The organism is Acinetobacter sp. PK01 (assembly GCF_022819285.1).
GTDB classification, from domain to species: Bacteria; Pseudomonadota; Gammaproteobacteria; order Pseudomonadales; family Moraxellaceae; genus Acinetobacter; species Acinetobacter tandoii.
Genome location: NZ_CP094643.1, coordinates 647,422 through 667,704, shown reverse-complemented (window position 1 = coordinate 667,704; position 20,283 = coordinate 647,422). Strand labels below are relative to the sequence as shown.

Annotated in this window: 22 protein-coding genes; 3 read left to right on the top strand and 19 right to left on the bottom strand. The window is 42.9% G+C overall.

Going from position 1 to position 20,283, the window contains the following annotated elements; all coding sequences use genetic code 11:
* Window positions 1–9: 9 nt before the first annotated feature.
* From MP622_RS03160 to MP622_RS03075, 18 genes are read right to left on the bottom strand one after another with little or no spacing between them, the layout of a single operon-like run.
* Complete coding sequence (locus MP622_RS03160) at window positions 10–1,233, bottom strand: beta-ketoacyl-ACP synthase (RefSeq protein WP_151503817.1); 1,224 nt, start codon at window positions 1,231–1,233, stop codon at window positions 10–12.
* Window positions 1,233–1,958 (bottom strand): 3-ketoacyl-ACP reductase FabG2, encoded by a 726-nt coding sequence (locus tag MP622_RS03155; RefSeq protein ID WP_243792452.1) that lies wholly within the window; start codon window positions 1,956–1,958, stop codon window positions 1,233–1,235. The genes MP622_RS03160 and MP622_RS03155 overlap by 1 nt, the downstream gene beginning before the upstream one ends.
* Window positions 1,955–2,392 carry a 3-hydroxylacyl-ACP dehydratase gene (locus tag MP622_RS03150; RefSeq protein ID WP_243792450.1) on the bottom strand — a complete coding sequence of 146 codons (438 nt, stop codon included), beginning with the start codon at window positions 2,390–2,392 and terminating at the stop codon, window positions 1,955–1,957. The genes MP622_RS03155 and MP622_RS03150 overlap by 4 nt, the downstream gene beginning before the upstream one ends.
* Window positions 2,389–3,585, bottom strand: a complete 1,197-nt coding sequence (locus tag MP622_RS03145; protein WP_243792448.1) for a beta-ketoacyl-[acyl-carrier-protein] synthase family protein — start codon at window positions 3,583–3,585, stop codon at window positions 2,389–2,391. The genes MP622_RS03150 and MP622_RS03145 overlap by 4 nt, the downstream gene beginning before the upstream one ends.
* Entirely contained in the window at window positions 3,578–4,135 is a 558-nt protein-coding gene (locus tag MP622_RS03140; protein ID WP_243792446.1) for a DUF3261 domain-containing protein, read from the bottom strand. The genes MP622_RS03145 and MP622_RS03140 overlap by 8 nt, the downstream gene beginning before the upstream one ends.
* On the bottom strand, window positions 4,125–5,426 hold the full coding sequence (locus MP622_RS03135) for an NAD(P)/FAD-dependent oxidoreductase (RefSeq protein ID WP_243792444.1): 1,302 nt from the start codon (window positions 5,424–5,426) through the stop codon (window positions 4,125–4,127). Before MP622_RS03135 ends, MP622_RS03140 begins: the two co-directional genes overlap by 11 nt.
* A gap of 18 nt (window positions 5,427–5,444) precedes the next feature.
* Window positions 5,445–7,769, bottom strand: a complete 2,325-nt coding sequence (locus MP622_RS03130) for a hypothetical protein (protein ID WP_243792442.1) — start codon at window positions 7,767–7,769, stop codon at window positions 5,445–5,447.
* Window positions 7,744–8,385 carry an outer membrane lipoprotein carrier protein LolA gene (locus MP622_RS03125; RefSeq protein WP_243793442.1) on the bottom strand — a complete coding sequence of 214 codons (642 nt, stop codon included), beginning with the start codon at window positions 8,383–8,385 and terminating at the stop codon, window positions 7,744–7,746. The genes MP622_RS03130 and MP622_RS03125 overlap by 26 nt, the downstream gene beginning before the upstream one ends.
* Before the next feature lie 5 nt (window positions 8,386–8,390).
* Entirely contained in the window at window positions 8,391–8,810 is a 420-nt protein-coding gene (locus tag MP622_RS03120) for an acyl-CoA thioesterase (RefSeq protein WP_005090845.1), read from the bottom strand.
* A gap of 9 nt (window positions 8,811–8,819) precedes the next feature.
* Window positions 8,820–10,352 carry an aromatic amino acid ammonia-lyase gene (locus tag MP622_RS03115; protein WP_243792440.1) on the bottom strand — a complete coding sequence of 511 codons (1,533 nt, stop codon included), beginning with the start codon at window positions 10,350–10,352 and terminating at the stop codon, window positions 8,820–8,822.
* A gap of 5 nt (window positions 10,353–10,357) precedes the next feature.
* Window positions 10,358–11,272, bottom strand: coding sequence for an acyltransferase (locus MP622_RS03110; RefSeq protein WP_243792439.1), 915 nt, complete (start codon window positions 11,270–11,272; stop codon window positions 10,358–10,360).
* 17 nt (window positions 11,273–11,289) lie between these two features.
* Window positions 11,290–12,024: a glycosyltransferase family 2 protein gene (locus tag MP622_RS03105; RefSeq protein ID WP_044740276.1), complete on the bottom strand. Its 735-nt coding sequence runs from the start codon at window positions 12,022–12,024 to the stop codon at window positions 11,290–11,292.
* Window positions 12,025–12,037: 13 nt separating this feature from the next.
* Window positions 12,038–13,699, bottom strand: coding sequence for an AMP-binding protein (locus MP622_RS03100; RefSeq protein ID WP_243792437.1), 1,662 nt, complete (start codon window positions 13,697–13,699; stop codon window positions 12,038–12,040).
* 51 nt (window positions 13,700–13,750) lie between these two features.
* Entirely contained in the window at window positions 13,751–14,305 is a 555-nt protein-coding gene (locus tag MP622_RS03095) for a septation protein IspZ (RefSeq protein ID WP_243792436.1), read from the bottom strand.
* Window positions 14,302–14,550 carry an acyl carrier protein gene (locus tag MP622_RS03090; RefSeq protein WP_016166723.1) on the bottom strand — a complete coding sequence of 83 codons (249 nt, stop codon included), beginning with the start codon at window positions 14,548–14,550 and terminating at the stop codon, window positions 14,302–14,304. Before MP622_RS03090 ends, MP622_RS03095 begins: the two co-directional genes overlap by 4 nt.
* Before the next feature lie 9 nt (window positions 14,551–14,559).
* Window positions 14,560–14,820 carry a phosphopantetheine-binding protein gene (locus MP622_RS03085; protein ID WP_016166724.1) on the bottom strand — a complete coding sequence of 87 codons (261 nt, stop codon included), beginning with the start codon at window positions 14,818–14,820 and terminating at the stop codon, window positions 14,560–14,562.
* Complete coding sequence (locus tag MP622_RS03080) at window positions 14,813–15,616, bottom strand: lysophospholipid acyltransferase family protein (protein ID WP_016166725.1); 804 nt, start codon at window positions 15,614–15,616, stop codon at window positions 14,813–14,815. The genes MP622_RS03085 and MP622_RS03080 overlap by 8 nt, the downstream gene beginning before the upstream one ends.
* The gene (locus MP622_RS03075) at window positions 15,610–16,233 is read right to left on the bottom strand and encodes a beta-ketoacyl synthase chain length factor (RefSeq protein WP_016166726.1); all 624 of its coding nucleotides are present in this window, start codon (window positions 16,231–16,233) and stop codon (window positions 15,610–15,612) included. The genes MP622_RS03080 and MP622_RS03075 overlap by 7 nt, the downstream gene beginning before the upstream one ends.
* A 308-nt stretch (window positions 16,234–16,541) precedes the next feature.
* Here MP622_RS03075 and MP622_RS03070 point away from each other — a divergent pair, with 308 nt between their 5' ends.
* Window positions 16,542–17,756, top strand: coding sequence for a DUF1615 domain-containing protein (locus tag MP622_RS03070; RefSeq protein WP_243792434.1), 1,215 nt, complete (start codon window positions 16,542–16,544; stop codon window positions 17,754–17,756).
* Window positions 17,723–18,370, top strand: coding sequence for an HAD-IB family hydrolase (locus MP622_RS03065; protein ID WP_016166728.1), 648 nt, complete (start codon window positions 17,723–17,725; stop codon window positions 18,368–18,370). The genes MP622_RS03070 and MP622_RS03065 overlap by 34 nt, the downstream gene beginning before the upstream one ends.
* Window positions 18,371–18,449: 79 nt before the next feature.
* Here the strand turns inward: MP622_RS03065 and grxD are convergent, their stop codons facing one another.
* Window positions 18,450–18,791 (bottom strand): Grx4 family monothiol glutaredoxin, encoded by a 342-nt coding sequence (gene grxD / locus MP622_RS03060; RefSeq protein WP_016166729.1) that lies wholly within the window; start codon window positions 18,789–18,791, stop codon window positions 18,450–18,452.
* Window positions 18,792–19,030: 239 nt separating this feature from the next.
* Here grxD and MP622_RS03055 point away from each other — a divergent pair, with 239 nt between their 5' ends.
* Entirely contained in the window at window positions 19,031–20,242 is a 1,212-nt protein-coding gene (locus MP622_RS03055; RefSeq protein WP_243792433.1) for an aspartate aminotransferase family protein, read from the top strand.
* Window positions 20,243–20,283 lie beyond the last annotated feature (41 nt).

The window sequence follows — 20,283 nt, the reverse complement described above, 5'->3', positions numbered from 1 at the left end:
ACCTTTGTTTTATTCAACACGTTTAAAAATTAGAGAGGTGTTAATCCCCCCAAAAGCAAAATTATTGCTCATGATGATTTGCGTTTCTGCGGAACGCATACCTGACACAATATAATCTAAATCACCGCAAGCACTATCAATCTGATCTAAATTTAACGTAGGCACCAACTGTTTGCGGTGCATCATTTCAATACTTAACCATGCTTCAATAGCACCACATGCCCCCAATGTATGCCCAAAATAACTTTTTAATGAACTAATCGGTTTTTTACCCAAGATTTGCGCTGTCGCCTGTGATTCAGCAATATCTCCTTGATCAGTTGATGTCCCATGTGCATTGACATAATCAATATCAGCGGCAGTAAGCTGTGCATCTTTCAATGCAAACTGCATACAACGCCCCATCATTTCAGAATCAGGTCGAGTCACATGCTGACCATCAGTATTGCTTCCATAACCGATGATCTCGGCATGAATTGTAGCGCCGCGTTTTTTGGCATGTTCATATTCTTCTAAAATGAGGCAACCTGCACCTTCTCCCACCACTAAGCCATCTCGATTCGCGTCAAAAGGGCGTGGTGTTACTTCAGGTCGATCATTTTGCATACTGGTCGCTAAGAGTACGTCAAACACAGCTGAACCTGCGGCACTCAACTCTTCTGCACCACCTGCTATCATTACGGTTTGCTTGCCATATTTAATAGCTTCATACGCTTGTCCAATGGCCATAGAACCTGAAGTACAGGCACTTGAAGTTGGCAGCGTCAAACCTTTTAAGCCAAAATAGATGGTCATATTCACTGCACTGGTATGTGACATCATCCGAATATAAGTCGTCGCATTCATTTGGTTCATATTATTATCAATCAACATCGAACCAAATTCACGTACAGCATCCACACTTCCAGCAGATGAACCAAACGCGACACCAGTTTCACCACTTTTTAAAATATCATTATTTAGTAAACCTGCATCTTCTAATGCTTTTTCAGCACAGACCACCGACATTAAAGCAACGCGTCCCATGCCTCGTGTAACCTTGCGATTAAAATGCTTGGGTACGGTAAATGATTCGACTGGGCCGCCCAATTTACTGCGTAAATCGGAATAAATTTCCCAATCAGGCATATAACGAATACCACTTTTGCCTTGTGCAAATTGTTCAAAAATTTGGTCTGCGGTTTCGCCTAAAGAGGTAATTCCAGACATTCCTGTCACAACAACACGTTTCATTAGATCAGCCCCCCATTGACTGAAATCACTTGGCGGGTGATATAGCTGGCATCATCACTACATAAAAACTTCACGGCTTTAGCCACTTCTTCCACCTGCCCCATGCGTTGCATCGGAATCATTTTCAAAGCATGTTCCTTGACTTCTTCGGTCACCATTTCAGTTTCAATCAAGCCCGGAGCTACACAGTTCACCGTGATTTTACGTTTTGCCAACTCTAGCGCCAGTGCTTTGGTCGCACCAATCAAGCCCGCTTTAGCTGCACTGTAGTTGACTTGACCACGGTTGCCCATCAATCCAGACACTGAAGACAAGGTCACAATACGACCACCTTTTTTCAAGCGGATCATTGGCATCATTACTGGTTTTAACACATTATAAAAACCATTTAATGAAGTTGAAACCACATCATCCCAGTCATCATCGGTCAATGCAGGAAAGGCGCCATCTCGGGTCAGTCCTGCATTCAGCACCACCCCATAAAAAGCACCATGCTGCGCAATATCTTGCTCTAAAATCGTTGCAATTTTTTCACGATCATTCACATCAAACATCAACACATGGCTGTCTTGACCTAAGGCTTGAATCTCCTGTGCCACTACTTCTGCTTCTGACTGTCTTGAACGTGCATGTACCGTGACATCAAAGCCTGCTTTGGCTAACTCTAAAGCAATCGCTTTGCCAATTCCACGACTCGAACCTGTTACTAAAATTCTTTTATTCACACTAATTTTCCAATAATTTCGTTCATATTTTCAGGCTCAAATACACTCAACATGGCACTGAATTTGTGTTCTTGATATTCAATTTCACAATGAAACTGCCCTAAACCCTCATGCAGATAACTTTGTTCTACCCGAATCCGCACGGTTGCGCCTAAACTAAAATAGGCACAAGGCAACTGCATTTTACGCGTTCCCAATAAAAAACCAATTTTTGGTGGCAATCCCTGAGTTTGTCCTTTATAGCCTGCATAGACACTGATGGTCTGTGCCATCAGCTCAATGCTGCTCCATGTTGGCAAACCTTCTGACTCACAAAACATCAAATCCGGTGTGATATGAAGTTCTGCAATGGCAAACTCATCATTCACCTCAATGAGATGGCTGACAAAAACCATGGGTTTTTCGTGCGGAATAAACTGTACTGCATCCATCATGGCAAAACTGTCCCCAAAATTAGACTAATATTGCTGCCACCAAACGCAAATGAATTACTCATAACATAACGTATTGACGCTGTTAAATTAGGATCGAGCACATAATTTTGCCCAACCAAAGCATCGTCCAATTCACCAGCATGATGCAGCGGTAACCATGATTGATCCAATAAAACCTGTTGGCAAATAAAAGCTTCAATTGCACCCGCTGCCCCTAGACAATGCCCTGTTTTATGTTTGGTGCTACTTAATGCCACCATATTGTCTGAAAACACAGTATGTACAGCTTTAATCTCCATCGCATCATTTTGCGGTGTAGAAGTACCATGCAAGTTCAAATAACCAATATCGCGGGCTTCAAGCTGTGCAGCAGCTAATGCTTTTTGCATCGCTTCAGCAGCCCCTCGCCCTTCTGGATGTGGTGCTGAAATATGCCAAGCATCCATTGACTCACCACTCGATAGCAACATTACAGGTGCTGGTGATTTCGACAATATAAATAGTCCTGCGGCTTCACCAATATTGATGCCATCACGATTAGCACCACAAGGCTGACAAATACTGCTCGATAAACTTTCCAAACTGTCAAAACCATTTAAGGTAAGTTTACATAGCGTATCAACGCCTCCAACCAACACAGCATCGGCCAAATCGGCATTGAGCAAACGTTGCCCCGCTGCCATGGCTTTAGCCGCCGAGGAGCAAGCGGTAGAAATGGTATAAGCAGGCCCTTCCCAGCCCAAATACTGTTGTAAGGCTTTCGCTAAACTGCCCATTTCTTGTTTTTGGTGCTGTACAGACTGTGGTGCTGACTGTTGAAACTGCATTTTTAAAACTGGTTCATTATCCGCAATTCCTGACGTTGACGTGCCGATAATCACCGCAAGACGTTGTTTTGGAAACTGTGCAGTATAAGTACGAATTTCGGTTTCAATTTGTGCCAAAGTCGTCAAGGCAAAGCGTAAATTACGCGAATCGGTAATGCTCAAAACTTCAGGAATGTCTTGAATTAAGGTTTGATCAGCAGCACCTACCCATACCTTACGCCCGGCAATCAGATCCTCTCGTTGCGACAAGGTATTTTCGGCGCTTGTTAACGCATGTTGAAGCTCCGCAGGATTTTGTCCCAAAGCTGACAGCGCTGCACTGAACTGAATACCGACGGCTGAAGTATGCTGTACATTTTTAGTCATCGATACCGCCTTGATCATCTTCTAAAGTATTACTCACCGCACTGATCACCATTTGATACGGCACTTGAAAATTATCCAGTTCAATTACCCCTTCATTTTGCTGAATTTTCAACACAGGCTGCTGTTGAATATAAATGGTATCTGCTTTTTGTATAACAGTATTTTGAGCAGCATGTAATGCAGCAAAATTTGGATATGTTGCATACAGAATATCGCGCACCACATAATCAAATGGTAACAACTTCATCGGCTCAATACGCTGTTCAACTTTAACCTTTTGACCGTCAAAACTGAGCTTAAACAACTGCTGCCCTGTAAGGCTGAGCGCCAACATGTCAAGTGATTGTCCCTGTTGCTGCTGGTACAGTAAAAAGCTAAAACTCTGTGTTTTCCACTGTACTTCTATTTGATCTTGGCGTTGGTAATTTTGTGCCACCCACTGCGGAGTCGCCAATCCTTGCGCTTTAGGGATCCAACTTTGACAGGCACTACAAAGCAAAGCACTGGCTAAAACCCAACTGATGGTCTTTAAACACAGCTTAAGTTTCATCAGTCAGCAACTCATTCTGTTGTTGTGCTTCGCGGCAATATTCTGCCAAAGTGCTCAAGCGTTGCTTGGCATTACGATGGATCGGGTTAGTCGTATCCCATGCATAACCTGCCAGTAAAGATGCAATCATACGGCGGATTTTTTCATCCTGCTGGGTCGAAAACACCACATCCTGAAACTCTCCTGAATACCATGACTCAACATAGGCACGGAACACTTGAATACCTTTACGCAGTGGCTTTTCGTATTGCTCCATCCAATCTACTGCCTGCCCTTGCAGTACTTGCTCGACCAAAGGCACCGCTAGACTGGAAGATTTCAATGCAATCGTTACACCCGAAGAAAACACAGGATCTAGAAACTCACCTGCATTGCCGAGTAGTGCATAGTTTTTAGATGCCAAATGTTTCACATCGGCAGAGTAGCCCACCAAAGTACGTACTGGAGTATCATGTTTGGCGTGACGCAGCACATGCGACAAGCTCACATCATCAGCTAAAATACGTTTCTGTAAGGCTTCTAAATCATAATCTACACTGCCGTCATAGCCGTATTTTTCAAAAAAATCTTGCTCCGCCACAATACCAAATGAAGAACGCCCATCAGCAAAGGGAATCAGCCAATACCATGCACGGTGGTCTTTTTCATGCACGGTAATTAAAATTTTCTCGCGGTCAAATTCAGGATCATCCAACAAACCATCTTCAATATGGGTAAAGACCGCACGGCGCACTGGAAAGTCCGACGGGCTTTCTAAGTCAAGAAACTTTGGCAAAATGCGACCAAAACCACTGGCATCCAATAAGAATTTACCCTGAATTTGATAGTTGTTGCCTTGCTCATCTTTGACCGTCAAAATCGGCTGTGCGGATGCGACATCGACCGCCAAAACTTCATGACCAAAACGAATATCTGCGCCCATTTTTTCGGCTTGCTGAGCTAAAAGCTGGTCAAAATTGGCACGTCTTACCTGCCATGTGGTGCCAGGACCTTCACTAAATTTTTGGGTAAAGTCATAAAAACTGCGCTGCGTACCTCTTAAAAAGGCTGCACCATTTTTAAACTGAAATGCATATTCATCGGCATGTGCACGAACCGTATCCAATAAGCCCGCTTCTTCTAAAAACACCATACACTGCGGTAATAAAGACTCTCCAATGGAGAAGCGTGGGAAATATTGCTTTTCGATAACTGTGACTTGATGGCCTTTTTTGCGTAGCAAAGCTGCTGCCGAACTGCCTGATGGTCCCGCCCCAATAATTAATACATCTGTCTGTTGCATGGTGCTCATTGCACTGTACCCTTTAACTCAGCTCTTTGGCTGATATTGTTGAACCACAACATGTTTTACATCGGAAGATGTAAAAAGTGTGGCGTAAAGAAATGAAAAAATAACGCCCAATAAAACTGTTAAGCCAAAACTGTGAATGGCATAAGTATGACTAAACGACAATAAGCCAAACCCGAAGAAAGTCGACATCATACACAGGAATAAAGCCATACCCACCACCTGCGGGTGATCATGTCCGTGGCGGTAGAAAATCGCATAATCGACCCCAATTCCAATGATCAAAAAGGTGCCCATAATGCTGAATAAATTAATCTCGACACCCAGCCATGCTTGAATCGCAAAAGTGGTCATTAGAGCCATACTGACGGGCAGTACCAAAGGCAGAATGGATTTTTTGCCATAAAGTACACCCAAGCCAATGGCTAAAAGCATCAAAGCACTGAGCAATAGCCACTGCGCCTGTTCACGATGTTGTTTGAATAACTCAGATAGTTGATGAACAGGACGTAACAGTTGCACATCAGCATTTTCAAGCTGCTGCACAGCGTTCACATCATGCACATTTTGTAGCATCACTAAACGTTGCGTGGGGCTCATCTGCAGAAAATGCAACGGATGATCTTTAAAGACTGCTTCGGTCAATAACGGTTGGTCTTTTAAATGCGCTTGCCAATTTAAAACATCGGCGGTATTGAGCTGTAACGCTTGTGCATATTCCACTAAAGCATGCTGAGGAATCGCTTGTAACATCGCAACATTCTGTTTTTGCTGCTCAAGCGAGGGAATCCACTGCCCTAAAGCTTGCACAGCATCTAACTTGCCAACCTGCTGTAAGGGAGCAAGTTTTGCCAGCAGTTGCTGTTCATGCTGTTCTAACTCTGCGGGTGTTCGGCCCTGTACCACAAAATATTCACTGCTTTGCTGTTGCATAAAGCGCGAGCGAATGTATTGATCTTCTTGCTTTAAGGTAGCATCCATACTTTGTAAATTACGGATGTCATCATTACTTTTCAGAAAGGCGAGGCTGCTGCCTGTTACCAGTACAATCAGTGAAATCATGCCATAGCGCAGCGTGTTGTGGCTTTGCACATAATTACGTGCTTTGCCAATAAAACCCAGTGAACGTATCGCTGGTTCCGCATTCAGCGCAGGCAAACGTGGCAGTAATAAAATGCTGGTCACCCATGCAGCACTCAATCCAACCATGGAAAAAACTGCAATTTGTTTAAACCCTGGAAATGGGGTAAAACTCAGCACCACATAGGCCAATAGCGTGGTCATCAACCCCACAAATAGACTCGGCAGCAACGGTTTTAAAACAGTAAATCCATCAATCTGACGGTGCTGAGACTGCATGGCCATGAAGTAAAATGAAAAATCGACACAGACTCCAATCAAACTGGCACCAAAGACCAGTGTCATCAGATGAATTTCGCCAAAAATCCAATATGTTACCGCAAAGGCCACCAGACTACCTGTACCCACCGCAACCATTTCCGTTAGCATGGGGCGTATCGAACGGAAACCAAACCAGACCAGCAGTAAAATGCCAATAGTCGAGCCCACGCCAATGGTCGAGATTTCCTCTTTAGCAGAATTGGTACCAAACTGTGCAAACAGTAACGTGCCTGTCCAGTGCGGTTTAATCTGCAACTGGTTGAGCTGCTGATTGATGCTTTGAATAAAGGCAGCGGTCTGCTCTTGGTAGGCAATGTTATAAGGGCTGTTGTTGAGCTGAAGCACCATCAGGCGCGAAATGCCCTGTTCATCACGAATCGTAGCAAAGCCTTGCTCTAAATTGATGTCAGCATTGATTTGTAAGGTACTTAAACCCACTGCATAACGCGGAAACAGCAGTAAAGGATCTTGCTTGAGCATTTCAGCCGTAATCGGCATGCCTGGACTCATCAGTTGCAATAAGCCCTGCTCCATCAACGCAGCATAGTCCTGCCCCTGCACAAGCTGCTGATCAGTCTTGGATAATAGCCCTACTTTGTGCTGATACAGCGCTTGGGCAAATTGATCAGGATCAAGCTGCGGACGCACAGGTAAAAACAGCTGACTTTGATTAGCTTGGGTTTTAAGTGTTTGCGTTGCCTGTTCTAATTGCTGATCCGTTTTGGCATCCAACACCACAAATACTTTGTCATTTAACTGCTGACTCACATATTGCTGTGCTTGTTCCAGATGAGCATCTTGATGGGCCTCAGGCAACAGAGCAAAGATATTGGTTTCAATCTTGATACCTTTATTCAGCCAAGCCGTGCCCAGTGCCAAAGCAATGACACACAAAATCAGTAACCAAAGGGCGCTAAACTTATTTTGCCAATTGGAAAAGCGCATTTTCCGCAGCCGTTAAAGTTTGAGGTTGAGCCGTTTGCTGACTAAAACGAATGACGGTGCGGTTATTGGCCTGTTCCAAAATCATGATACGATCCACATAGCGCTGACCTTGCGCATCAACTTGGACAAAAAGCTTTTTAAATAGACTGCTTTTCGGCGTTAAGCTGACATTCCACTGTGTTGGACTATAATTGGCAAACACCACGTTGAAGTTTTTAGCGAGAGCCGTCTCATTGCCCGACATCAACTGTAAAAACATCGTCGCTACAGAGCCATACGGGGTTTTGTCAACTTCAATTTGACTGGAAGTACGCTGCGTCTTTTGTACCAACTTACGCGGTGTCACCACCAAATCGGCTTTGACTGGACTTTGAATCTGCCACAGCACACCTTGATTTTTGCTGAACAGTACCGTGCCTTTGGACACATAAGTTTTATTCAGAGCTGCCAGTTTTTTCTGCTGCTCAAATTGGGCACGCACCACAGGCGTTGCACCGAGTTGAGCAAACACCTGCTTCAATTCAGTATTTTGTGCATTCACTGCGGGAGCAAGCAAAGTCATCGCACTTGCCATACACGCAACGGAAATCGTCTTAGAGAGTTTGTATCGAATCATGCTCATTACTCCGCCTTAAACTCAGGCCATGCATTTAAACAGTCCAACAACACCTGCGGCGACTGGAAGCACATTTCACGTTTTTCAATGTGTACCGCCACTTGCGAAGTAAAGCCCTTGGTCAACTTTCTGCCTGAAACCGCATCGAAAATAAGATATTCAATTTTCAAACGATTTTCCCATTCTTTCAAAACAGCACGCACACGAATTTTTTGCTCAAACTCAATGCCCTGCACATAACGCACATAGCTTTCAATCACAGGCCATGCATAGCCTGAGTCACGCATCTGGTTATAGTTATAGTGAAATTGATCTAACAGTTTGCATCGTGCAATTTCAAAATATTTTAAATAATGACCGTGCCACACCACATGCATGGTATCGACATCATGAAAGGGCACTTCAATAATTACATCAGCATACATGCTCATTTCCTATGAATATTGAACAGCAATGCTGTCTAACAGTTCTAAATCTTCAAAGCGATTGACCAATGCCTGAAGTTCATGTTGCAAAGGACGATCTTCCTCTACATAGGTGAAGCTCTGAAGCACCCAGTGTTGAAATGCTGTTAAAACAGGGCTGAGTTCTGTATCTACGCCTTTGAGTTTAACCGCCTGAACTGCTGCACAACTGAGTGCCGCAATCACTTGTTCGGTCAGGGTAATGACACGACTGGCATCACGCGCAGCAATGGTACCCATGCTGACTTTGTCTTGATTATGACATTCAGTTGAGCGTGAAAAAATCGATGCCGCGAGTGTTTGTTTTAAAGCTTCTGCTGTCCATGCCGAGACCCCGATTTGTACCGCTTTAAAGCCATGATTCAGTGGTAAACGCTCAGGACTTGAACCAGTTAAATTGCGCGGCAAACCATTATTCATTTTATAATCCACCAACTGCGCCAATTGACGATCCATCAAGTCGGCAATATTGGCAATCATGATTTTTAGACTATCCATCGCTTGGGCAATATGTCCGCCATAGAAATGGCCACCATGCAATACACGTAGGTTCACTGGGTCAATCAATGGATTGTCATTACTTGAATTCAGCTCATTTTCAATAAACTGACGCAACCACAGTTTGGAGTCTTCAAACACTCCAATTACATGTGGCGCACAGCGCAGTGAATAACGGTCTTGCAGACGCGAACTTTGGTGCTCGGTCTGTACCTCACTGTTTAACCATTCGCGTAACTGAGCTGCAATATGTTGCTGTCCTAGATGTGGTTTCTGCGCAAACAAGACTTCATCAAAATGGCTTGGATTGCCCTCTAAGGCCAAAACATTCAGTGCAGTAATCAAAGTACCGGCAAAAGAAATCTGTTCTGCTTTTTTATAGTTCAGGCAAGCAATCGCGGTCATGACCGCTGTACCATTCATTAGGGCCAAGCCTTCTTTAGGACGCATCACCAACGGCTGCACACCTTTTTCAGCATACACTTGTGCAATCGGTACGATCTGACCTTGATAGTACACATCGCGCTCACCGACCAAGGCCCCCGCGATATAAGACAAAGGGGTCAAATCCCCACTGGCACCTACCGAACCTTCTGAGGGAATCACAGGAATGACATCTTCATTCAGCATCCAGACCAAACGCTGCAACAAGGCATGCGAAACACCCGAATAACCGCGTGCCAAAGAACATAAACGCACCACCGCCACAGCTCGCGCTGTAATCAGGTCTAAGTTTTGCCCCATGCCACAGCCATGAAAGCGCGACAAATGTAGCGGGAGCTCATACACTTGGTGAGTTGGAATTTCAACTAAGCATGAGTCGCCATAACCCGTGGTCACACCATATATGACGCCTTCGTCTTGCAACAGCTGATCGAGGAAATCTGCACCACGTTGAATCAATGCTGTCCATTCAGCAGAGGTAGGCAATGCCACCTGTTTTTCTTTACGTGCTACAGCCACAACATCTTCAATACTGAGCGGAGTTTCCCCAACAATTAACACAAGACTTATCCTTTATTCCAAAAATTATAAAAATTAAACCATTGATAAGGCGCACGTATGCAATGCTGCTCCAGCAGTTCCACATACTGTCGTGTGGTCTGTTGCATGGCCTGTAAACGCTCTTTACGTGGCCAATTTAACTGCTCCGCAACTTGATGAATATGCACTTCAAAATGTGTATCGACTCGATAGCAAAACACCGCCAACACAGGGGCTTTTAATAAACTGGCCAGAATCCAAGCGCCCTGCGGCCATAGTGCCTGCTCGCCTAAAAAAGCAACAGATTGTACCCGATCCGACTGCACAGGTACGCGGTCTGCCGCCACAATCACCCATTCACCCTGATCCAATTTATCCTGTAAAATCAGTGCTGTTTCGATTCCTAGCTCATCCACCGAAACCAAATTAACATCGGCATGTTCATTCAGTTTTTTTAAAAACTCATTGAACTTGGTGGCATGTTTTTGATACACCAACACATTAATTTTCTGCGAATGCTCTGCTTTAATTGCACGCAGTAATTCAATATTGCCAAAGTGTGACACCACAATGACCGCGCCTTTTTGATAGTGTGAACGAAAGTGCGCATGACCATGTAGCTTTAAGTTCTGCTCAGGAATATGCCCAAGCCAACCTTCAATTTTATCTAAAATACATTCGCCAAATTGCATCAAATGCGTATAGCTGTGCCAAAGCTGCGGCTCAGCTTGAAACGGTGACTGTGCACCTGCAAAATGATGAAGTTTTTTTAAGTACAACAGGGAAGCCTGACGCGCGGTATTGGAAAAGAGCCAGTACCATAAAATCACAAAGTACAAGATGACCCGGCACAGCCAGCGCCCACCCAAACGGTAGAAACCCAGCATCAGCATCAGCGGCAACATCCCGCCCCGCTCTTTCACGGCGCTCCATTTCTGCATATGCTTCTCTGACCGCCTTAGCCTTTGACTTTCTGATAAATCAGTTTGGGGAAACGCAGCAGCATGCCACCCAATAAGCGGCTATGCGCACGCGCCATACCCAGATTGTCACGCCAAACATCGAAATGTGAAATGCCGCCTTCAGGGTAAATCACATGCGTGGGTAGATTGATAAACGGCACATTGTCCCATTTCAAACGCACCAAAATTTCCGAGTCAAAGCCCATACGCGGTTGAAACTTGGCTGTATTTAAAATGTTTACCGTCTGTGCCAAAGGATAAACACGAAAGCCACACATGCTGTCTTTAATGTCAAAAGACAGGCTGTTAATCCACACCCAAATGTGCGTTGCATAACGGCCATAGAGACGTTTTTTCGGAACAGTCGCATCAAAAATCGGCTGACCAATAATCATGGCTTCAGGATGTTGGATAGATGTGTCTAAAAAGCGTTGCACATCCTGCCAGTCATGTTGTCCATCGGCATCTAATTGCAAGGCATGGCTATAACCGCATTGATAAGCATGCTTTAGCCCAGTGGTCACTGCCTGCCCCTTCCCCTGATTGTATGTATGTTCAACCAGATCGACTAATGGGTGGTCATACGCGAGCTGATGTAACAGTGCTGTACAATCAGTATCACTGCCATCATTCACCATAATAATCGGTAACTCAAAAGAGCTTAAATGCGACAGTAACGCAGCCAAATAATGCGGATGGTTATACACAGGAATCACAAAGCAGTGTTTCATTTTGTCTCTCGGCTTAAACGTCTGAAGGGACAGCAAATAGCAAACGTCCTGATGCCAATATTTTGTCATCGTTTTTTAGCTCAAAACTGATCTTATGTGCTTTACGGCTGAGCACTAGTTCTACCGTTTGATAGGGTTGGATCAGCCCTTGGAATTTTAACTGCTCAAAACCATTACACCACAGTAAATCTGCCCAGTTTTGTTTGGCAAAATGCTGGATAAATCCTATTTGTCCTACGCCCGGATAAATTGGGAAGTTCGGGAAATGTCCTTTAAAACACTCTAACTCAGGCATAAATTCTAAAGCATAACTGATCTGCGTATCCTGAGATTGCTGCGTCAATACCACAGGCAAGGTCATCGGTTGAAAGAGCGATTTTAAATACTGTTTGTTCAACTTCGATTGTGCATTTTGTGGCATTTGCGTTAAAAAACGCCACTGCCGCGGAATTGCGATACTTTCCAACTTCTGTTGTAGTTGTTTTTTCAGTTGTGCAGTAAATGCAGCTTTGCCCTTTTCGATGAGCAACCCCCTTGCATCCTCGGTCAGTACAACCACCACCGCCAAAATCTGACGTTGTTCTTTTTCATGAATTAAAACATGGCACTGCTGTATTTCAGCTAACTCAGCGATTTTCGCTTCAATTGCATCGAGACTTAAACGCTTTTCTTCGAGTTTGACAATGCGGTCCAAACGCCCCAATAACTGAAATGGACTTTTGTGATTATCTGCATCCACGAGCTGAACTTTATCACCTGTCAAAATCCAATCCATGCTAAAGGCATGGTTGGTTTTAACGGCTAACTCTTGCTGCTCGGCGCAGTTAATTTCGACATTAGCAAAAGGTGTCCATAGTGCATTATCTGCCTGACGGTGAGCGATACCACCTGTCTCAGAACTACCAAACACTTCGGTGATCGGACGGTTCAGCAAAGGGCGCACACCAGCATCCAACTTTCCACCAGAGGAGTAGACCATATGACAGTCTTGCAATACCACATCTGTGGTCCAGCGTTTCAGCAAAGCGGGGCTGGAAATCACATAACTAGGCAACTGTAAATGGGTAATTTTATTTTGAACATCAACCACATCCTCAGGGAAAGCCAGTTGTTTTTGATAGAAACTGCGTCCACTGGCTAAGGGCCACAACAACTTAAACAACAAACCATAAATATGTTGATGACTCACTGTGGCAATGGCTACCGTCTGCTCAGGCAAATCAAAACTAGCTTCTAAACCACAGACTTCATTGAACAGTTGTTGCAAAGTGCGGGGAATCTTTTTCGGCTGCCCAGTTGAGCCCGAAGTATAGAAATACAACTGTGCCTGATTGAAAAAGGCAGCATCAAATTGAAGTTCGAACGTCGATGGCACAGTCGACGGCAAACGTTTTAAAAAATAAATCTGCTGCTCAGCCAGTTCTTTTTCTAAGTCACTGACCCGATGCGGAGGCAACAGTACTTCTTTACCTGCCTGCAAGGCCGCAAACAATAACACCAAAAACTCATAACTGTCTTGTTCCCAAAGCGCCCATACAGTTTGATTCAAGTGTTGAATTTGCTCAGCTTGCTCAGCCACATCCGACCAAAAGGCTTGGAAAGAAATCAGACTTAAGTCGCCCTGAATACACAAGGGACGAGATGAATGTATATGGTGTTGAAAATGACAAGACATAAAATTTATTTTTAAAACCGTATTTCTAATCGCTATAGTTCGGAGTCGCTGTTATTTCTGTGCCTGATGCAGTCGTTGCTGGCGTTTGCGCAAGATGAACTCACCCAGTAACAAACCACCCATCAAGACATAAGAAATCAGACCGTTATACAACACCCAAATATTCATCGGTGCAAAAAAAACAGTGATCAACGCGATGACTGCATTGATGCAGAAAAATCCACACCAGACTTTAGTGACTTGACGGGTCCACTCTACCCCTTCTTTGGGCAAATCAGGCTCGACCAAACGTGCAAAACGTTCAATCATCGATGGTGGTCGGATCAAGGTACTAGCAAAAATAAACAGTGCCCCAAGGCTCATAAAGACAGGGTAAAGCTTAAGCCATGCATGATCTTTTAAAATCAAACTGAGTCCACCACATAAAATGGCAAAACTCGTTAATGGCCACAGCAACGCATTACCCTTGCTCAATAGACGAAGAACACCCAGTGCAATCAATAAGGCGCTAACCCAAATATACTGTCCATGTGCTAAAGCATAAGCCACAAAAAAAGGATAGAGGATCAATCCGACCACTGCTACCCCTTTTAAAATATTGCTCATGCAGCAGACATGTTCTGAATAACAGTCACAACATCTTGCACTGTACGGACATTCTTAAAGTCTTCAGGATTTACTTGCTTACCTGTCAATTCTTTAATTTTTACAACCAAATCGATGGCATCAATACTATCTACATCTAAATCAGATGCAAGATTTGAATTTAACTGAACATCGTCTTGTTCAATCTCAAAAAGTTCATCCATCCATTCACGTAACTTTTCGAGTACTTGTTCTTGAGTTAGCATTACAACCTCTTATGCCGTTTGTTGCATTTCAACCAAAGCCACTAAGCTTTGAATTGATTTAAAATATTCTTTAGTTTCAGTCGACTCTGCATTCAAATGTATGCCATAGCGCTTTTTCAAAGCTAAACCTAATTCTAAAGCATCAATTGAGTCCAAACCCAAACCATCACCAAATAAAGGTGCGTCTGTATCAATGTCGTCAATACTGATGTCTTCAAGGGCAAGGACATCAATAATCATTTGCTTTAATTCATCAGCAAGATTACTCATTTACGGATAACTCTTGGTTAAAAAACCACTGTAATTGTTGATTTAATTGACGCACATTTTTGGGATTAACTGTTACGTCATCCAATACGTCTTCCACACGAATTGCATCCAGTACTTTCACTTGAATATGAAAGGGACGATCTGGAATATGATACCATTTTTCGTTTTTCGTGAGTGTCGATGGTGTACATGTAATCAGTACGGGACGAATTGGGACTCCAGCACGCAACGCAATATTAGCTGCACCACGTTGAAAATCATTCAACTGTTCACCCTTGGCAGTCCGCGTTCCTTCAGGAAAAATGAGCAAAGATGCTGCATGATCTTGTTGTAATTTTGACACACAATCCTGAATAAACTGCTCAGAACCAGCATTTAAAACATAACCTGCATTTTGTACAGGCCCTTTAGTAAATGGGTTTGACCATAGCGTCTGTTTCACGACACAGTTCGCCCGTCCCATCAAGCCAATTAAAACCACCACATCGATCAGTGTCGGATGATTGGCAATCACCAGTTCTTGTTGACTTTGTTGTAGTTTCTCTAAGCCCTCAACTTCATAAGTCATAATGCCGAGTTTTACCATCATTTCGGTAAAACCCTTAAAGCTATGCTTAATAACCTTTTGTGTCCGCTGCGTGCGAATATCCAAGTCTTGTGAACTCAACTTCACCATTGGGGCAATCAAAGCACCAATCGCTACACCACCAAGACCAAAACTGGCAAAACTCAATCCAGTTGCGCCAACACGCCAGATATAATTGGCTGTTTGTTTTATTTGCATTTTTTTTAGCATTTGGTCCACGCTTCGTATTGACTCTGGTCAGAGTTTTGCCAGAAATCATAAAATTTCAAAGCCTGTCTAAAATGTACTTCTGCTTCAAGCAGGGTATTGGCATTCACGATCAAATTGACTGGCTGCAATGAAACTAAAGCTGCCATCGAAAAAGCAGAAAACGCTTGATGTTCTACATAAATATCAGGCAATGGTTCTTCATAATAAACCACTAAGACTTGGCGTGCATTGGGGGCTGTTTTTAACCATGCATATGCTTCAATTAAACCATCATTCCATGAACCAGCTAAACTGGTTGCTGGAGTGGCATCCTGACATAAAATGGAATATAACCCAGAAATTGCATTATGCACTGAAGTCGAAAACTGGGTCGGCGATGGTGTTTGATCATTCAGCACATCTTGCAAAATAGTGAGGGTTTTCGCCTCATCGCCACATTGTGACACCCATACAATATAATCAGCTTTTCCAAGATCTAAAACGTGGATAGCATTATTTAATGCGAGTTTCGCAAGTGATGATAACCGTCGACGCTGCATCGCAGGTATTCGCGCTATAGAGCTCAGCTCCTGGTCAGCTAGGCTCATAGTTAAGTTGGATACGTGTAGTTGCATCATGACAAGCAGTTTTTTAAAAAATTATTATCAATGCTAAAATTATAGCATTTACACAAAAATAACACAAAAACAACGAAAGATTAAAGTTTACAATCAGGTTTCATATCGCCTCATGTTTAGAATCCGCCAGCAATTCAATAAAATATTTAAAAGCCTTCATCCTTCTCATCCATCTTTTAAAGGCAACAACTAAATTATTTGACAGTTGATAGGAGGCAATATACATATATATTCATAACTTTTAATCAGCAACATAGTATACTGCACCTGCTCTATTTGCTCACCCCCTTACCTATTGTCCAGAGACTATGAGAAAAACTGCTTTTTCTGTATCCCTAATTCAATCACTAAAGCCATTAAGTGTATTAGCACTCTCATTTAGTCTTATTGCCTGCGGCGATCACTCATGGTGGAAAGATGACGAGCCTACTTTAAATAGTGATCAAATTAATCGTCTTATTCCTTCACGTGTAAATGAGCGCAGTTCTTGGGCCAAAGATATTTTTGACATTACCGAGCAGTTAGGTATTCCTCAAACTAAAGAAAATATTTGCAGTATTGTGGCTGTAGTCGATCAAGAATCTAACTTTGTTGCCGATCCTAAAGTGCCTGGTTTGGGTGAAAAAGCAGTTAAAGAAGTGCAAGACCGTCTCACCGAAAAATTTACCGATAAATTGGGTGAAAACATTGGTGGGACAGTTGCTGGTTATTTTGAAGAAGTTTTAAAAACCCAGCCTAGTCCCGAAGATAATTACTTAAGCCGAATGCGCCGCGTACAAACTGAGCGCCAATTGGACGAACTTTATCGGGAAATATTCGACTACATGTCGCAACATTATCATGTCAGCGCACTTACAGGCGCAGCCAAATTGGTTGGACAAGATGTCGGTGAAAAAATGAACCCAATTACGACTTTGGGTTCTATGCAGGTTCACATCGGCTATGCCAAAGCACATAAACGTCAAGGTGGCAGTATTGCAGAGCTACGTACAGACCTATACAGCCAATACGGTGGACTATATTACGGCATTCACCGTTTAATGATGTATCCAGCGGATTATGACAAGGCGATTTACCGTTTCGCTGATTACAACTCAGGTATGTATTCAAGTCGCAATGCAGCTTTCCAAAGCATGTTAAATGACTTGACCGAAGCTGAACTTAGCCTTGACGGTGATCTTCTACTTTATAATAAAGATGGGTCTGTACGTTCAGCAAAAAGTGAATCAGAGCGTGAGTTAATCAATGTATTTGCTCAAAATAATGTTTTAGTTACACCACGCCAAATTCGCAGCGATTTAAAGAAAGAAAAAGAGAAAGACTTTGAAGAAACTGCGACTTATCGCGCAGTGACTAAATTATATGAAGAAAAAACGGGTAAAAAGGCATTTTATGCCATGATGCCTCAAGTCGTCATTTCTGGACCAAAATTAAGTCGCGATTACAATACCAACTGGTTTGCCAGCCGTGTAAATGGACGTTATGAAACATGTATGCAACGGGCGAAACGCATAAAAATCTAGCATTATTCGATTTTGATGGCACTTTGTGCAAAAAAGACAGCTTTACTGGCTTTATTTTTTTTGCACTATCCAAAAGACATATCGTCAAACAAGGCTTGAAACTCCTACCATGGATTCAAGCCTACTATTTAAATGTCTACCCTGCTCACGCCATGCGACCAAAACTGTTTTATGGCATGTTTAAAGACATTGATTATGCTGAAATTCTACAAATTGCTGAAGAATATGCACATCAACTGATGCACGAATTAGACCCTAAATTTATTGAGCAATTGCGCCAACATCAAGCACTTGGACATGACGTGGTTTTGGTTTCAGCATCAGTCGATTTATATCTAAAACCATTATGCCAATTATTGTCGATTGATCTTATTTGTACTGAAACTGAAATTCGAGATGGTCGACTTACAGGATATTATCAATCTGCCGACTGTAGTCGAATTGAAAAGAAAAACCGTATTTCTCAGCAATACTCTGTGGCTGAATATGCAAGCATTTACGCTTATGGCAATAGTGAAGAAGATCTCGAAATGTTCAGCCTTGCCCAATACACCTATATGGTAGGACGAGACCAGAAACTTCCAGCTTTGCCAGCTCATTTAAAAATGGCTTAAGCTCCAATATCAGTTTTAATTTTCAAGCATAAAAAAAAGCCAACATGATGTTGGCTTTTTTACTTACAGCAGAAACAAATTATGCTTCTGGTGCTGGACTGTATTGTTCAACTAAAGGCTTTAATTCACCTTTTTGGAACATATCAAGCATGATATCGCTACCACCGATCAACTCACCGTTAATCCACAATTGTGGGAATGTCGGCCAGTTTGCAATACGCGGTAATGTTGCACGAATATCTGGATTTTCTAGAATATTAACGTAAGCAAACGGACGACCAATTTGACTGAGTGCTTCTACAGCACGAGCAGAAAAACCACACTGTGGAAATTGCGGAGTGCCTTTCATATAAAGAAGAACTGCGTGTTTAGCAATCTGGTCACGAATTAACGCTTCTGTATCGCGTGTTTGTTCAGTCATTGATGAATCCTCAACTAATCTGCCTTGCATTATACCCAAAACACAACAAAACAGTATGCTTAAAGCAATATTTCCAGTTTTATTTACATTCAGGCTTTAATTCTAGATGAGATTTTGCTTATATAGGGTTTGTTTTTCAGTTCTGTCCAGAATTGTAAAATCAATCCACTAACATCCCCCTACTTTCGGTAAACCGATGCTAGTGAAGTCTATTATTTCTTTTCAAATACGAGTTAGTTATGAATACCTTTACTCAAGCCCCTATACAAACTGATCAACCATCTCATTTGATGCCTGTGTTTGGCCGTCAGCCGATCAGCTTTGTCCGAGGCCGAGGAGCGTATTTATACACTGCGGATGGAACTGAATATTTAGATGCCTTAACAGGGATTGCAGTTTGTGGTTTAGGACACTCGCATCCTGAAGTGACCCAAGCTATTGCAGAACAAGCGGGCACGCTTATTCATACCAGCAACTTATTTGAAGTCCCTTGGCAAACTGCTGCTGCACAAAAACTTGCACAAGTTGCTGGCATGGAAGAAGTATTTTTCTCGAACAGTGGCGCAGAATCGAATGAAGGCGCAATCAAAATTGCGCGTAAATTCGGACACTTACAAGGTATTGCAACGCCTAAAATTATTGTCGCAGATCATTCATTTCATGGGCGTACCTTAGCGACTTTATCTGCTACAGGCAATAAGAAAGTCCAAGAAGGCTTTGGACCTTTGGTTGAAGGTTTTATTCGCGTACCTTTTGGTGACATCGAAGCCATTGAAGAAGCTGCAATTCAACATCCAGATATCGTGGCTATTCTGGTTGAACCGATTCAAGGTGAAGGTGGTGTAAATACTGCACCGCAAGGCTTTAGTTATTTAGAAGATATTCGTCGCATCTGTAATCAACACAATTGGTTAATGATGCTTGATGAAGTTCAAACCGGTAATGGTCGTACAGGTAAATATTTTGCTTATCAACACACCAATATTGTGCCAGACGTACTTACCACAGCTAAAGGTCTGGGGAATGGCTTCCCGATTGGTGCTGTGATGACCCAAGGTCGTGGTGTAGGCGTGCTCACTGCTGGAAACCACGGTTCAACTTATAGCGGTACTGCTCTAGGTTCGCGTGTAGTTTACACGGTTATCGATGTGATCGAGAAAGAAAACTTAATTGAAAATGCAGCGAATATGGGCAGCTACATTGTGCAACAATTAGCACAACAGCTTTCTGATCAAAAAGTAGCAGTACGTGGTTTTGGTTTGATGATTGGTATCGAATTACCTAAACCATGTGCAGAATTAGTTCATATTGCACGTGATCAACATCAGTTAATTATTAATGTAACTGCAGGTTCAGTGGTTCGTTTATTACCACCGTTAAACATCACGCAAGAGCAAGCAGATCAATTGATTCAACGTCTAGTTACTATGATTCAAGCTTACCTTGTTTAAATACAAAGCGATGTAATACATATTACATCGCTTAACAAAAA